At 73.1% G+C, this 12,480-nt stretch carries 15 protein-coding genes; 10 read left to right on the top strand and 5 right to left on the bottom strand.

Annotated elements, in window-relative coordinates; translation table 11 throughout:
• Positions 1-4: 4 nt before the first annotated feature.
• From DEU32_RS06110 to DEU32_RS06095, 4 genes are all read left to right on the top strand, one after another.
• The gene (locus DEU32_RS06110) at positions 5-1,675 is read left to right on the top strand and encodes an L-aspartate oxidase (RefSeq protein ID WP_114849756.1); all 1,671 of its coding nucleotides are present in this window, start codon (positions 5-7) and stop codon (positions 1,673-1,675) included.
• Positions 1,672-2,610 carry a carboxylating nicotinate-nucleotide diphosphorylase gene (gene nadC, locus DEU32_RS06105; RefSeq protein ID WP_114849755.1) on the top strand — a complete coding sequence of 313 codons (939 nt, stop codon included), beginning with the start codon at positions 1,672-1,674 and terminating at the stop codon, positions 2,608-2,610. Before DEU32_RS06110 ends, nadC begins: the two co-directional genes overlap by 4 nt.
• A 1-nt stretch (position 2,611) precedes the next feature.
• Positions 2,612-3,763, top strand: a complete 1,152-nt coding sequence (locus DEU32_RS06100) for a cysteine desulfurase family protein (RefSeq protein ID WP_114849881.1) — start codon at positions 2,612-2,614, stop codon at positions 3,761-3,763.
• 69 nt (positions 3,764-3,832) lie between these two features.
• Positions 3,833-4,147: a hypothetical protein gene (locus tag DEU32_RS06095; protein ID WP_114849754.1), complete on the top strand. Its 315-nt coding sequence runs from the start codon at positions 3,833-3,835 to the stop codon at positions 4,145-4,147.
• Between the two features lie 135 nt (positions 4,148-4,282).
• On the opposite strand, the gene DEU32_RS06090 is transcribed toward DEU32_RS06095, so the two are convergent.
• On the bottom strand, positions 4,283-4,747 hold the full coding sequence (locus tag DEU32_RS06090; protein WP_058741387.1) for an MSMEG_6728 family protein: 465 nt from the start codon (positions 4,745-4,747) through the stop codon (positions 4,283-4,285).
• 87 nt (positions 4,748-4,834) lie between these two features.
• Here DEU32_RS06090 and DEU32_RS06085 point away from each other — a divergent pair, with 87 nt between their 5' ends.
• Positions 4,835-5,431 carry an NAD(P)H-dependent oxidoreductase gene (locus DEU32_RS06085; protein WP_114849880.1) on the top strand — a complete coding sequence of 199 codons (597 nt, stop codon included), beginning with the start codon at positions 4,835-4,837 and terminating at the stop codon, positions 5,429-5,431.
• 223 nt (positions 5,432-5,654) lie between these two features.
• Here the strand turns inward: DEU32_RS06085 and aroQ are convergent, their stop codons facing one another.
• Positions 5,655-6,122: a type II 3-dehydroquinate dehydratase gene (aroQ, locus tag DEU32_RS06080; RefSeq protein ID WP_058741386.1), complete on the bottom strand. Its 468-nt coding sequence runs from the start codon at positions 6,120-6,122 to the stop codon at positions 5,655-5,657.
• Positions 6,123-6,259: 137 nt separating this feature from the next.
• Between aroQ and DEU32_RS06075 the strand changes: the two genes are divergently transcribed.
• Together DEU32_RS06075 and DEU32_RS06070 are read left to right on the top strand one after the other, a co-directional pair.
• On the top strand, positions 6,260-7,930 hold the full coding sequence (locus tag DEU32_RS06075) for a sodium:solute symporter family protein (RefSeq protein WP_058741385.1): 1,671 nt from the start codon (positions 6,260-6,262) through the stop codon (positions 7,928-7,930).
• A gap of 24 nt (positions 7,931-7,954) precedes the next feature.
• On the top strand, positions 7,955-8,281 hold the full coding sequence (locus tag DEU32_RS06070) for a hypothetical protein (protein ID WP_114849753.1): 327 nt from the start codon (positions 7,955-7,957) through the stop codon (positions 8,279-8,281).
• A 401-nt stretch (positions 8,282-8,682) separates the two neighbouring features.
• Here DEU32_RS06070 and DEU32_RS06065 read toward each other — a convergent pair whose 3' ends face one another.
• Positions 8,683-9,213 carry a DUF3800 domain-containing protein gene (locus DEU32_RS06065; protein ID WP_058741384.1) on the bottom strand — a complete coding sequence of 177 codons (531 nt, stop codon included), beginning with the start codon at positions 9,211-9,213 and terminating at the stop codon, positions 8,683-8,685.
• Between the two features lie 98 nt (positions 9,214-9,311).
• Between DEU32_RS06065 and DEU32_RS06060 the strand changes: the two genes are divergently transcribed.
• Genes DEU32_RS06060 through DEU32_RS06050 form a run of 3 tightly spaced genes read left to right on the top strand, consistent with a single transcriptional unit; the run spans position 9,312 to position 11,182 of the window.
• Positions 9,312-9,728, top strand: a complete 417-nt coding sequence (locus tag DEU32_RS06060) for a VOC family protein (RefSeq protein ID WP_058741383.1) — start codon at positions 9,312-9,314, stop codon at positions 9,726-9,728.
• A gap of 37 nt (positions 9,729-9,765) precedes the next feature.
• Positions 9,766-10,404, top strand: a complete 639-nt coding sequence (locus DEU32_RS06055) for a DNA-3-methyladenine glycosylase I (RefSeq protein WP_058741382.1) — start codon at positions 9,766-9,768, stop codon at positions 10,402-10,404.
• 58 nt (positions 10,405-10,462) lie between these two features.
• A complete protein-coding gene (locus tag DEU32_RS06050; RefSeq protein WP_114849752.1) occupies positions 10,463-11,182 on the top strand; it encodes a DJ-1/PfpI family protein in 720 nt (239 codons plus the stop codon).
• A gap of 4 nt (positions 11,183-11,186) precedes the next feature.
• Here the strand turns inward: DEU32_RS06050 and DEU32_RS06045 are convergent, their stop codons facing one another.
• Positions 11,187-11,657, bottom strand: coding sequence for a GNAT family N-acetyltransferase (locus tag DEU32_RS06045; RefSeq protein ID WP_114849751.1), 471 nt, complete (start codon positions 11,655-11,657; stop codon positions 11,187-11,189).
• Positions 11,654-12,466: a LysR family transcriptional regulator substrate-binding protein gene (locus DEU32_RS06040; protein WP_181819209.1), complete on the bottom strand. Its 813-nt coding sequence runs from the start codon at positions 12,464-12,466 to the stop codon at positions 11,654-11,656. Before DEU32_RS06040 ends, DEU32_RS06045 begins: the two co-directional genes overlap by 4 nt.
• Positions 12,467-12,480 lie beyond the last annotated feature (14 nt).

Here is a 12,480-nt window from a genome sequence, read left to right as displayed (position 1 = left end):
CACCGTGCACGTCGTCATCGTCGGATCCGGGATCGCCGGACTCACCGCCGCCGTCCGCGCGAGCGCCCGCCACGACGTCACCCTCGTGACGAAGGGTGCGCTCCGTGACGGCGCGACCGCGTACGCCCAGGGCGGCATCGCCGTCGCGCTCGGCGCCGACGACCGTGTCGCCCTGCACGAGCAGGACACCCGTGCCGCGGCCGCCGGCAGCGCCGACGAGCACGCCGTCGCGGTGCTCTGCGCCGACGGCCCCGCCCGCGTCCGCGACCTGCTCGCGCTCGGGGTGCCGTTCGACCGGACCACCGACCCCGCCAGCCTCGACCGGTACGGCGACGACCTCGCCCGCGGACGCGAGGCCGCCCACGGCCGCTGGCGCGTCCTGCACGCGGACGGCGACGCGACGGGAGCCGCCGTCGAGCGGACCCTGGTCGACGCGCTGCACCGCTGCCACGTCACGATCCTCGAGCGCACCTGCCTGACCGACCTCGTGCTGCGGGACGGCGCCGTGGTCGGGGTCGACGTCCTCGACCTGCTCGGCGAGCCCCGACGCATCGACGCCGACGCCGTCGTGCTCGCCGCCGGCGGGGCCGGGCACCTGTACCGGGAGACCACGAACCCGCTCGTCGCGACGGGCGACGGGGTCGCCGCGGCGTGGCGTGCCGGCGCGGTGGTCGCGGACCTGGAGTTCGTCCAGTTCCACCCGACCCGCCTCGCCGTGCCGGACGGTGGTCTGGTCTCCGAGGCCGTCCGCGGCGAGGGTGCCGTCCTGCGGGACGCGGCCGGTCGCCGCTTCATGCCCGCCGTGCACCCGGACGCCGAGCTCGCCCCGCGGGACGTCGTCGCCCGCGGCATCGCGGCCGCGGTCCGCGAGCAGGGTGGTGCGCCCGTCCTCCTCGACGCGACGGGCCTCGACCCCGACCACCTCGTCCGCCGTTTCCCCGGCCTGACCCGCGCGACACGGGCCGCCGGGTTCGACTGGACCCGCGAGGGCGTCCCGGTCGCGCCCGCCGCGCACTACGCGATGGGCGGTGTGGTCACGGACGCCGAGGGGCGCACGAGCCTGCCCGGCCTCCTCGCCGTCGGCGAGACCGCCTGCACAGGTGTGCACGGTGCGAACCGGCTCGCGTCGAACTCCCTGCTCGAGGGACTCGTCTTCGGGGTCCGCGCCGCTGACGCGGTCGCCGTGCCGCGCCCCGCGCACCTCCGGCTCCGCGGCGACGCCGACCTGCCCGTCGTGACCGTCCCGCCCGTGGTGACCGATGGGCACGACGGGACCGACGTGGCGGGCGCACACCGCGCCTCCCGTCCGGTGCACGGTGACCGGCCTGGAGGCGCGACCCACCCCCGCGACGTCACCGACGTCCGCCGGGTGGTCCAGACCGAGATGACCGAGCGGGTCGGGCTGCTGCGCGACGCCGCCGGGCTCGCCGCGGCGCGGCGGACGCTCGACGCCCTGCCGGACCCGGCCCCGACCGGGGTGCGGGCCGCCGAGGACCGCGCGCTGCTCGACCTGGCGCGCATCACGGCCCGCGCCGCCGAGGCGCGGCGCGAGTCCCGCGGCGCGCACGCCCGGACCGACCACCCCGACACCGACCCGACCGCGCCGGCCAGCACCGCGTGGGTCCGGACCCCCGTCACCGTCACCACGCCCGTCCAGCAGGGAGTCCCCGCATGACCACCACCGTCCCCGTCGATCCCGGCACCATCCCGCCGCACGCGCTGCGACGCGTGATCGAGACGGCGCTCGAGGAGGACGCGCCCTGGGGCGACGTGACCAGCGAGGCGCTCATCCCCGCCGACGCGACCGCCACGGCGACCCTGGCTGCGCGCGAGTCCGGCGTGTTCGCCGGCGGGACCGTCTTCGCCGCCGTCATGGCCGCGGTCGACCCGCCCGTCGAGACCGTCCTGCACGTGCGGGACGGTGCTCGGTTCGCGGCCGGTGACGTGCTCGCGACCGTGCACGGGTCGGCACGCTCGGTGCTCCGTGCCGAGCGCGTCGCCCTCAACCTGGCGCAGCGGATGTCCGGCATCGCCACCGTCACCGCCCGGTACGTCGCCGCGGTCGAGGGCACGCGCGCCCGCATCGCCGACACCCGGAAGACCACCCCGGGCCTCCGGGCGCTCGAGCGCTACGCCGTGCGCTGCGGCGGCGGGCACAACCACCGGACCTCGCTGTCCGACGCGGTGCTCGCGAAGGACAACCACCTCGCCGTCCTCGCGGCACGCGGGGTGCCGATCGGCGACGCGATCACCGCGGCCCGGGAGCGGCTCGGGCACACCGTGCACGTCGAGGTCGAGGTGGACCGGCTCGACCAGGTGGAGCCGGTCGTCGCCGCCGGCGTGGACACGATCATGCTCGACAACTTCACCCCGGAGCAGCTCGTCGCCGGCGTCGCGGCCGTGGCCGGGCGCGCGGTGGTCGAGGCCTCCGGCGGGGTGTCGCTCGAGACCGTCGCGGCGATCGCGGCGACCGGGGTCGACGTCGTGTCGGTCGGGGCGCTGACGCACTCGGCGAGGGCGCTCGACCTGGGCCTCGACATCGCGGTGTCCGACGGCGCCGTCGGTGTTCCGTCGCCGTCCGCGTCGCTCGCCGCCCCGGGTCGCGGCTGACGTGTTCTACCTGGACCGCGCCGCGACGACCCCGGTCCGCCGCGAGGTGCTCGAGGCGATGTGGCCGTACCTGACCGGGGTCTTCGGCAACCCGTCCTCCACGCACGGCGTCGGGGACGCGGCCGCGCGCGGGCTCGCCGACGCCCGGGCGACGGTGGCGCGGGTGCTCGGCTGCCGTCCGGGCGAGGTCGTCTTCACTACGGGCGGCACCGAGGGCGCGAACACCGCGGTCAAGGGCATCGCCCTCGCCGCACCCCGCGGTCGGCACGTCGTCACGAGCGCGATCGAGCACGAGGCGGTGCTCGAGAGCTGCCGGTACCTCGAGCGGCACCACGGCTTCACGGTCACGCTCGTGCCGGTGGACGCGGACGGGGTCGTCACGGTCGAGGCGCTCACCGCGGCCGTCCGGGCGGACACCACGCTCGTCTCGATCGCGCACGCCGACAACGAGATCGGGACCGTGCAGGACGTGCCGGCGCTCGCGGCGGCCGCACACGCCGTCGGCGCGCGGTTCCACACCGACGCCGTGCAGAGCGCGCCGTGGCTGGCGGTCGGGCTCGACCTGCTCGGCGTGGACGCGCTCTCGCTCTCTGGTCACAAGCTCGGCGCGCCGAAGGGCACCGGCGTCCTCGTGCTCCGCGCCGGGGTGCCGCTCGAGCCGCTCCTGCACGGCGGTGGGCAGGAACGTGGTCGGCGATCCGGCACCGAGGACGTCGCCGGAGCGGTGGCCGTGGCGACCGCGCTCGCCCTCGCGGCGGGGGAGCGGGTGGACGCGGCGGCCATGGCGGCGGCGACCCGGGACGCCGTGCTCGACGGGGTCACCGCGGCGGTCCCCGGGGCGGTCGTCACGGGGTCCCGGCGCTCGCGCCTGCCGGGGCACGCGTCGTTCTGCTTCCCGGGGGAGCCCGTCAACGGGGAGACCGTGCTGCTCGAGCTCGAGCAGCACGACGTGGTGTCCTCGTCGGGCAGCGCCTGCGCGGCCGGCAGCACCGAGGCCTCGCACGTCCTCACCGCGACCGGGCTGTCCGAGGACGTCGCGAGGACCGCGCTCCGCCTGACCTTCGACGCGTCCCTGACCGAGGACGACGCGGCCGCGGTGGTCCGGGCGGTGGCCGATGCGGTGTCGACCGTGCGGCGACTCGGAGTGAACTAGACGTTCTACTCCATGAATGGGGTGATGTCCGCCCTTCTGCGGACCGGCGTGGTCCGCCACGATGGGGGCATGGCCAACGCGATCACGACCCGTCTCCGGCAGGAGGACCGCTTCCGGGTGGTCCAGCTCCTCCCGGCTCCGGCCACCGTCGTCGCGCTCGCCATCGCCGCGCAGCACGACCTCGGGACCGCACCGCTCGGCGTGATCGCGTCCGTCGGTGCGCTCGCGACCCTCGGCAGCGCGCTGCTCCCGATGGTCCGCCCCGCGGCGGTCCGACGGTCGATGCCCGTCCCGCGGGAGGCCGACCGGTACGCTGCGGCCACGCTCACGGCGCTGACGCCGGCCGTCACCACCCCTGACCAGGGGGATGCCGAACAGCACTGAACCACCCGAACCCCGGACGCAGGACCCCTGACCGCGTCCGGAGCAGGGCACGACGTCCCCCCCTGTCGTCGGACCCTGCAGCGCCGCCCCCGCCGTGGACGCGGCGCCGGACCCTGACCGGCGCCGCACCCCCTGTCAGTCCGCGGACGGGGGCGGCGTCGTCCCCGGCCAGACGTACTCCAGGTCGTCCGGCACGTCGGGGAACAGCGGGCGGTAGTGCTCCGGGGCCTTCTGCACGAGCTTCGAGCGGTGCGACTCGTGCACCGCGGGGTCGTGGTTCCAGGCGGGCACCGGGAAGTCGCCGCGCTCGTACGCCGCCAGGTCCTCCGGGACACGGGCGAGGTCGACGAGCGTCTTGCCCAGGCACGTGTCGGCGTGCCCGCGCTCGAGCCACACCCGGCACGTCGCGTCCTGGTACGCCATGAGCGCCGGCCGGTACCCGCGCCACATCGCGACGACGGGGTGGTGCTGCCAGCCGTAGTCCGGCAGCGTCAGGGCGCGCATGACCTGCAGCGTCTCGACACGCTGCTTCCCCAGTCGCTTGTCGTCGAGCACCTCGGCGGAGGCCCGGAAGTCGGCGTACGGCAGGAACGTCTGCATCCCCGCGACGGTACGCGCGGGTGCTGGAGCGCGACACAAGTCGTCACACCCGGGCGGGCGCGGAGCGGGCGTGTGAGCATCGACCGCATGAGCGGAGAACTCGTCGTCGGCGTCAGTGGCAGCCCCTCCGACCCGTCCCGGACGTCCACCCTGGTGGCCGCCACGGTCGCACGGCTCGGCGAGGAGATCGAGGACGCCCGGACCGAGACGGTGGAGATCGGGCCACTGCTCGCGGACCTCGGCGCAGCGTCGTCGCGCGAGGCGATGTCGGACCGGACGCGTCGGGCGCTCGAGACGGTCGAGGCCGCGGACGTGCTCGTGGTCGGCAGCCCGGCGTTCCGCGCGGCGTACTCGGGTGCCTTCAAGCTCTTCTTCGACTGGGTCGGGCAGTACGACCTCGTCGACACCCCGGTGCTGCTGACGGCCACCGGCGGCAGCGACCGCCACGCGCTCCTCGTCGAGCACCAGATGCGGCCGCTGTTCGGCTTCTTCCAGTCCACGACCCTGCCGCTCGGCGTGTTCGGCAACGAGCGCGACTTCACCAAGCGCGAGGGCGGCTACGACATCAGCAGCGTCGACCTCGAGCTCCGCATCGACCAGGCCGTCCGGCGGGCGCTGCCGATCATCCGCGGCGGCTTCGCCACGGCGGGCCTGGCCGACGTCCGCCGCCCCGCCGACTTCTAGACCCGCGGCGCGCGGCGCGACCGCGCCGACCTGCCCGGTTCGGCTTCGGCGAGGTGCCGCAACTCGCCGCTGACGCGGCGTCGAGGTGTCACAGAATCCCGGAACGTCCGTCGAGATGCCGAGATCTCGGCACCTCGGGGAAGCAGGCTGTGCGCGTCACGCGGCGCGCGGGCGGACGGGAGGCGCGTGGCGGGCCCGCCACGAGCCTCCTGTCCGGTGCGGCTCAGCCGAGCAGGGACGCGACGTGCGCGACCGCGAGGCGGTAGCCGTCGGCGCCCGCGCCGGCGATCACGGCCGTCGCCGCGGTGGCCACGTGGTCGACGTGCCGGAAGGGTTCGCGCTTCCACGTGTTCGACAGGTGCACCTCGACGACGGGGACGTCGAGCGCCTCGACCGCGTCGTGCAGTGCGACGGAGGTGTGCGCGTAGGCGGCGGGGTTGATCACGACGCCGGCGAAGTCGTCGAGCGCCTCGTGCAGCCACTCGACCAGCTCGCCCTCACGGTTGGTCTGACGGAAGTCCGCCTCGAGCTCGTGCACGGCCGCCTCGGTGTGCACGATCGCCTCGATCTCTGCGAGCGTCACGGTGCCGTACTGCGTCGCGTCCCGTCGCCCGAGGATGTCCAGGTTCGGCCCGTTCAGGACGAGGATCCGCCGCGGGCGTGTCGTGGTCTCGGTGGCCGGCTCGCTCATGGGGGAGAGCCTACCGAGCGGGACGCACGGCGACACGGCCACGCATGCGCTGGCTGTGTGAACGGTCACATCGCGGTGTAACGTCTCCGTCCGGGTCGGCGCAGTTGCCGACTGCAACACATGGATGTGGAGATCGCATGGTCCTCGCTGCGGCGACCAACGGGATCCGGCTCGAACTGGGCTGGGTCGACTACTTGATGATCATCGTGTACTTCGCGGTGGTGATCGGCATCGGGTTCACCGCCAGGCGGCAGGTGCGCACGAGCATGGACTTCTTCCTGTCGGGACGGTCCATGCCCGCGTGGATCACCGGTCTGGCCTTCGTGTCCGCGAACCTCGGCGCGACCGAGATCCTGGGCATGGCCGCGAACGGTGCTCAGATCGGCATGGCGACGCTGCACTACTACCTCATCGGTGCGGTGCCGGCGATGGTGTTCCTCGGCCTCGTGATGATGCCCTTCTACTACGGCTCGAAGGTCCGGAGCGTCCCGGAGTTCATGCTCCGCCGCTTCGGCAAGGCCCCGCACCTCGTCAACGCCATCGCCTTCGCGGTGTCGAACGTCCTGATCGCCGGCATCAACCTCTACGCGATGGCCATCGTCATCGAGGCGATGCTCGGCTGGCCGGAGTGGCTCGCCATCCTGGTGTCCGCCGCGTTCGTGCTCGCCTACATCACCCTCGGCGGCCTGAGCAGCGCCATCTACAACGAGGTCATGCAGTTCTTCGTGATCATCGCCGGCCTCGTGCCGCTGACGATCGTCGGTCTGCACCGCGTCGGCGGGTGGAGCGGCCTGACCGAGGCCATCGAGCAGACCCAGGGCGTGCAGCACCTGCAGACCTGGGCCGGGACCGGCATCGGCGACGTCACCAACCCGATCGGCGCGAACTGGCTCGCGATCGTGCTCGGCCTGGGCTTCGTCCTGTCCTTCGGCTACTGGACGACGAACTTCACCGAGGTGCAGCGCGCGTTCTCGGCGAAGAACATGTCGGCCGCCCGACGGACGCCGCTCATCGCCGCGATCCCGAAGCTCTTCATCCCGTTCATCGTCGTCATCCCGGGCCTCATCGCCGCGGCGGTCGTCGGCAACCAGTTCGCCTCGGGGGAGCTGACCTACAACGACGCGATCCCGAAGCTCATCCAGATGTACCTGCCGACGGGCGTGCTCGGCATCGCGGTGACGGGCCTCCTCGCCTCGTTCATGGCGGGCATGGCGGCCAACGTGTCGTCCTTCAACACCGTCTTCACGTACGACATCTGGCAGCGCTACATCAAGCCGAACATGCCCGACCTGCACTACCTGCAGACCGGCCGCTGGGTCACGGTCGTCGGCGTGGTCGTCGGCATCGGTACGGCGTTCCTCGCGGCGCAGGCCGGCAACATCATGACGTACATGCAGACGCTGTTCTCGTTCTTCAACGCACCGCTGTTCGGCGTCTTCATCCTCGGCCTGCTGTGGAAGCGGATGACCACGCAGGGCGCACTGTGGGGCTACGTCCTCGGCATCGTCACGCCGACCATCACCTGGATCGCGTACCTGGTGAACCCGGAGCTGTTCTCCACCGCGACCGCGGAGACGATGTACGGCGCGATCATCTCGTTCGTCACGGTGCTCGTCGTCGGCGTGCTCGTCTCGCTCGCGACGAAGCCGAAGGACGTCTCGGAGCTCGGCGGCCTGGTCTACGGCGTCGGCAAGATCGACATGACCGCCGGGGCCGTCGCGACCGACACCGCCTGGTACCGCTCGCCCGCCCTGCTCGGCACCGTCGCCCTGGTGCTCTGCGTCGCCCTCTACCTGCCGTTCCTCTAGGCCCGGACCCGAAGGAGTACCACCATGCGTGACGACACCACCACGCTGACCGAGGAGCAGGTCGCCCTCGTCCGCTCCACCCGTCGACTCGACCTGCGCCGCATCCTCGGCGGACTGTTCGTGCTCTACGGCGTGATCACCACGATCGTCGGGATCGTGCACTGGGACACCGACCCGCAGAAGACCGGCGGCATCCACATCAACCTGTGGGTGGGCCTGTCGCTGCTCGTCGGCGGCCTGCTCTTCTTCCTCTGGGACCGCCTCAACCCGGTCCCCGCGGAGGACATCATCGGCCAGGCCGAGTCCGAAGCGGACCAGCGCGCCGCTGGCGAGGGCCGCGACGCGGTCTGACCCGGGGGAGCGCCACGGCGCACCAGGCAGGAACGGGCGTGCCCGGTCGGATCACCCGACCGGGCACGCCCGTCCTCGCTCGGTCCAGCGGGTCGGACTGCGTCGCGTCGCGGAGATGGTTGCGGCGACGGCCTGGAGGCACGGTGCGGTTCCGGCGCGCGGGCCACGTCGTGCTTCGCGCGATTGACGCACGCTGCGCTCCGCGCCTAACATTGACATGTCGGTCGGGTGCTCTCGGCCGGAAGCGATCCCCGGATGTCCTGCAGCCAGCGCGGGCCCGGGGATCTGCGCTGTTCAGGGGCTGCGCTGTTCAGGGGCTGCGCTGTTCAGGTGCTGCGCTGTTCAGGTGCTGCGCTGTTCAGGATCCCCGCTGTTCAGGATCCCGCCATCGAGATCGGTCTTCACGGGATGACGACGGTCGCGCTCGGCCTCCCGTGATCGAGTCCCGCGCTGTGCGCACCACAGGCGAGGTCCGCCAGCGCCAGGAGCGTCTCGTCGGAGGCGTGCGCATGCTCGTACCGGACGGCCCGTCCGATGCCGCGGTCGCGCAGTGCCCGCAACATCGACCGGTCGTCGCGATCGCGTGCCGGTCCTCGTGTCTCGAACACGACTTCGCCGACGTGCCGCTGTTCGAGCTCCCACACCAGGCGTTCCAGGCAGTGTCGTCGCCTGCGTTCCACCCGGGCAACCGGGCCGTCGTACCGGATGACCAGGACCTCGACTGCGTGACGCAGGAGATCGAGCCACGAGACCCGCTGTGCCGGGAGGGCCTCGTACCAGTGCAGCTTGCGCATCCGACGTGGCGTCGCGGCGAGGATCGCTGTTCGTGCCGCCTGACGATCGCTGATCGCGACGATGACGGCGGCCATCAGGTACGTCGTGTGGTCGAGACCGCCGCCCGGCTCGGATTCGTCGACGAAGGCGGTGCGCATCTCGGTAGCATATTGCGTTCCACGTTGGTACCGGTCGTGAAGGATGGTTGCGCGTGGTCCGGTACTGCGAGAGGTTCGACCTCGACGAAGGAGTCCCCATGCCCACGATGGTGTTCATCAACCTGCCCGTGACCGACCTCGCCCGGGCGACCGGGTTCTACGAGGCGCTCGGCTACTCGATCAACCCGGACTTCACGGACGAGACCGCCGCGTGCGTCGTGGTGAGCGACACCGTGTACGTGATGCTGCTCACGCACGCGAAGTTCCAGGAGTTCACCGACAAGACGATCGCGGACCCGGGGACGATCGAGGTGATCAACTCCCTGAGCGCCGCGTCGAAGGACGAGGTGCACCGCATCGTCGACGCGGCCGTGATGAGCGGCGGGAACGAGGACCGGCCGGAGATGGACCTCGGCTTCATGTACCAGCGGAGCTTCACGGACCCGGACGGGCACCGCTGGGAGTACGTCTGGATGGACGAGCAGGCGATGACGGACGGCCCGCCGGCCGAGTAGTCCCGACGTCGTCGGTGCCGGCCGCCAAGATGGCAGGGTGACCGACGAACCCGTGGCCCCGCCCGCCGACGAACGCACGACCGCGACGACCGACCTCGTCACGGGGGAGGACGGTCTCGCCCGCCCGGTGTGGGCCGCCACCGACGCGATGCTCCGCGACTACTACGACACCGAGTGGGGGATGCCCGTGCACGACGAGCGTGGGGTGTTCGAGCGCCTCTCGCTCGAGGCGTTCCAGTCCGGGCTCTCCTGGCGCACGATCCTGGCGAAGCGTCCGGCGTTCCGCGCAGCCTTCGCGGACTTCGACCCGGACACGGTCGCGCGCTTCGACGAGGACGACGTCGCACGACTGATGGCCGACGCCGGCATCGTGCGGAACCAGGCGAAGATCCGGGCGACCATCACCAACGCGAACGCCACGGTCGCCCTCCGCGCGGACGGCGGTCTGGCGGACCTCGTGTGGTCCTTCCGCCCCGACGCCACCCCGGCGCCCCGGACCGCCGCCGAGGTGCCGACCACGAGCCCGGAGTCAGTCGCCCTGTCGAAGGCCCTGCGGAAGCGCGGGTTCGCGTTCGTCGGACCGACCACGATGCACGCCCTGATGGAGGCGCTCGGCATCGTCGACACGCACCTGCTCGGCAGCCACCGCCGCGGGACCTCCGGCGTCTGGGCCTGAGCGGGACCGGCACAGGGCGGAACGACCCGACCCGACCCGCCGGGGCTAGGGTCGCGGCATGGACGCCGACACGACACCGGACGCCGAGCGCGGGCACGACCCGGCCGAGGTACGGATCGCGTTCCTGCTGTTCCCCGCGGTGACGCAGCTCGACCTGACCGGCCCGGCGCAGGTCCTCACCCGCGTGCCGGGTGCCCGGGTCGAGTACGTCGCCGGGACGCTCGACCCGGTCGCCACCGACTGCGGGTTCGCCGTCGTCCCGACCCGGACCCTCGAGACCGCCGCCGACGCCGACGTGCTCGTCGTCCCGGGCGGGGACGGCGCCTTCGACGCGATGCTCGACCCCGCGGTGGTGGCGTTCGTCCGACGGCAGGCCGAGCGTGCCACCTGGGTGGTCTCGGTGTGCACGGGAGCGTTCGTGCTCGGGGCCGCCGGGCTCCTCGCGGGGAAGCGGGCGACGACGCACTGGGCGTCGGCGCCCCTGCTCGAGGCGTTCGGCGCCGAGCCGGTGCCGGAGCGGGTCGTGACCGACGGCTCCGTCGTGACCGCGGCCGGGGTGAGCGCCGGGATCGACATGGCGCTGTGGCTCGCGGCGGAGCTCGCCGGGCAGCCCGTCGCCGAGCGGATCCAGCTGCAGCTCGAGTACGACCCGCAGCCGCCGTTCGACGCCGGGTCGGCCCTCCGCGCGGACGCCCTGGTGGTCACCGCGGCCCGCGCCGACACCGAGGCACGTCGGGGTGCCCGCGTCGCGCAGGCCGCCGCAGCGGTGCTGCCCTGACGGTTCAGTCCAGCGGGAGCTGCATCTGCGTCGCGGTGACGCGGTACCCGAGCTGCGCGTACAGGTCCTGCGCCCCGGTGTTGTAGCCGAAGACGTTCAGGCCGATCGACGTCGCGCCGTGCTCACGGGCGACCCGCTGCCCGGCCTCGAGCGCCCGTCGGGCGTGCCCGCGCCGCCGGTGCTCCTCGTCGACCTCGACGTCGAACACCCACCACTCCGCGCTGCCGACCGAGAACGGTCCGATCCAGAGGTACCCGACCACGTCTCCGGCGTCGTCGACCACGTCCCACACGGAGTGCTCCGGCAGGGGAGCGCCGCCCGGGAACCACTGGTCGAGCGACTTCTGCTTGTTCGCCTCGGCCTGCTCGCGGGTCTCGCCGGAGCGCATGCGGGACGCGACGTACTCGGCCATCGTGCGGTCCAGCCACCCCGGGATCCGGTCCGCCGGCATCGGGACGAGCTGCGTCCCGGTCACCGGTTCCCCTTGGAGCCGCGCTTCGGCTTGCCGTTCCCGAGCCGCTGCGTGCCCGGTCGGCCGGTCCCGCGGGGCTTCCGCACGCCCTTGCCCCCGGCCTTGCCGCCGGACGCCTGCTTCGCGGTGGCCTTGCCGCCGCCGCTCCCGGTGCCCGAGCCGCGCCCTCCGCCGCGCCCACCCGTGCCGGACCGACCCGTGCCGGAGCCACCCCGCGACCCACGCGAGCCGTCGTCGTCGGCGTCCGGAGTGCCTCCTGGTCGGTCCTGCGCAGCACGCGAACTGTTGGCGGTCCGCCCGCGCACCACACCGATGAACTCCTCCGTCGTCTCGGACGCGTCCGCGTCCCGCCAGACGAGCGCGATCCGGGTCCCCGCGGCGTCCGCGAGCGGGCGCGCGACCAGGTCCTTCCGGCTCGCGGCGCGGAAGAGCGACTGCGGGAGCACCGCGACGCCGACGTTCGCCTCGACCAGGTCGAGCACCGCGGCGACGTCGGCGGGGACCGGGCCGGCGTCGACGACGTGCACGTCGGCCAGTTCGGTGTCGGAGACGACGTCGGCGGCGGCGAGGGGCGCGTCCTTCGGCATCGCGACGACGGCCGTCTCGGTCCAGAGCGGGATGGCGTTCAGGTGTACGCCGACGGGCATCCGCGCGAAGGCCATGTCGGCCTCGCCGGCGAGGGCCTCGTCGACCCCGTCGTGGCCGATCGGGAGCAGGCCGAGGGTGGCGTCCGGGAAGCGTTCCCGCCAGACCCGGACCCACTTCGCGGGGGAGACCCCCGGGACGAAGGCGATGGTGAGGGCCGCGGTCATGCAACCGAGCATAG

Source organism: Curtobacterium sp. AG1037, assembly GCF_003349855.1.
GTDB classification, from domain to species: domain Bacteria; phylum Actinomycetota; class Actinomycetes; order Actinomycetales; family Microbacteriaceae; genus Curtobacterium; species Curtobacterium citreum.
Note: the sequence above shows the minus strand (reverse complement) of the source record. Positions and strands in the feature narration are given on the sequence as shown.

Excerpts from the sequence above, each read along its gene's own strand:
- nadC (WP_114849755.1), top strand. The coding sequence starts at position 1,672 with ATGACCACCACCGTCCCCGTCGATCCCGGCACCATCCCGCCGCACGCG.
- DEU32_RS06095 (WP_114849754.1), top strand. The coding sequence starts at position 3,833 with ATGGCCAACGCGATCACGACCCGTCTCCGGCAGGAGGACCGCTTCCGG.
- DEU32_RS06090 (WP_058741387.1), bottom strand. The coding sequence starts at position 4,747 with ATGCAGACGTTCCTGCCGTACGCCGACTTCCGGGCCTCCGCCGAGGTG.
- DEU32_RS06085 (WP_114849880.1), top strand. The coding sequence starts at position 4,835 with ATGAGCGGAGAACTCGTCGTCGGCGTCAGTGGCAGCCCCTCCGACCCG.
- aroQ (WP_058741386.1), bottom strand. The coding sequence starts at position 6,122 with ATGAGCGAGCCGGCCACCGAGACCACGACACGCCCGCGGCGGATCCTC.
- DEU32_RS06075 (WP_058741385.1), top strand. The coding sequence starts at position 6,260 with ATGGTCCTCGCTGCGGCGACCAACGGGATCCGGCTCGAACTGGGCTGG.
- DEU32_RS06070 (WP_114849753.1), top strand. The coding sequence starts at position 7,955 with ATGCGTGACGACACCACCACGCTGACCGAGGAGCAGGTCGCCCTCGTC.
- DEU32_RS06065 (WP_058741384.1), bottom strand. The coding sequence starts at position 9,213 with ATGCGCACCGCCTTCGTCGACGAATCCGAGCCGGGCGGCGGTCTCGAC.
- DEU32_RS06060 (WP_058741383.1), top strand. The coding sequence starts at position 9,312 with ATGCCCACGATGGTGTTCATCAACCTGCCCGTGACCGACCTCGCCCGG.
- DEU32_RS06050 (WP_114849752.1), top strand. The coding sequence starts at position 10,463 with ATGGACGCCGACACGACACCGGACGCCGAGCGCGGGCACGACCCGGCC.
- DEU32_RS06040 (WP_181819209.1), bottom strand. The coding sequence starts at position 12,466 with ATGACCGCGGCCCTCACCATCGCCTTCGTCCCGGGGGTCTCCCCCGCG.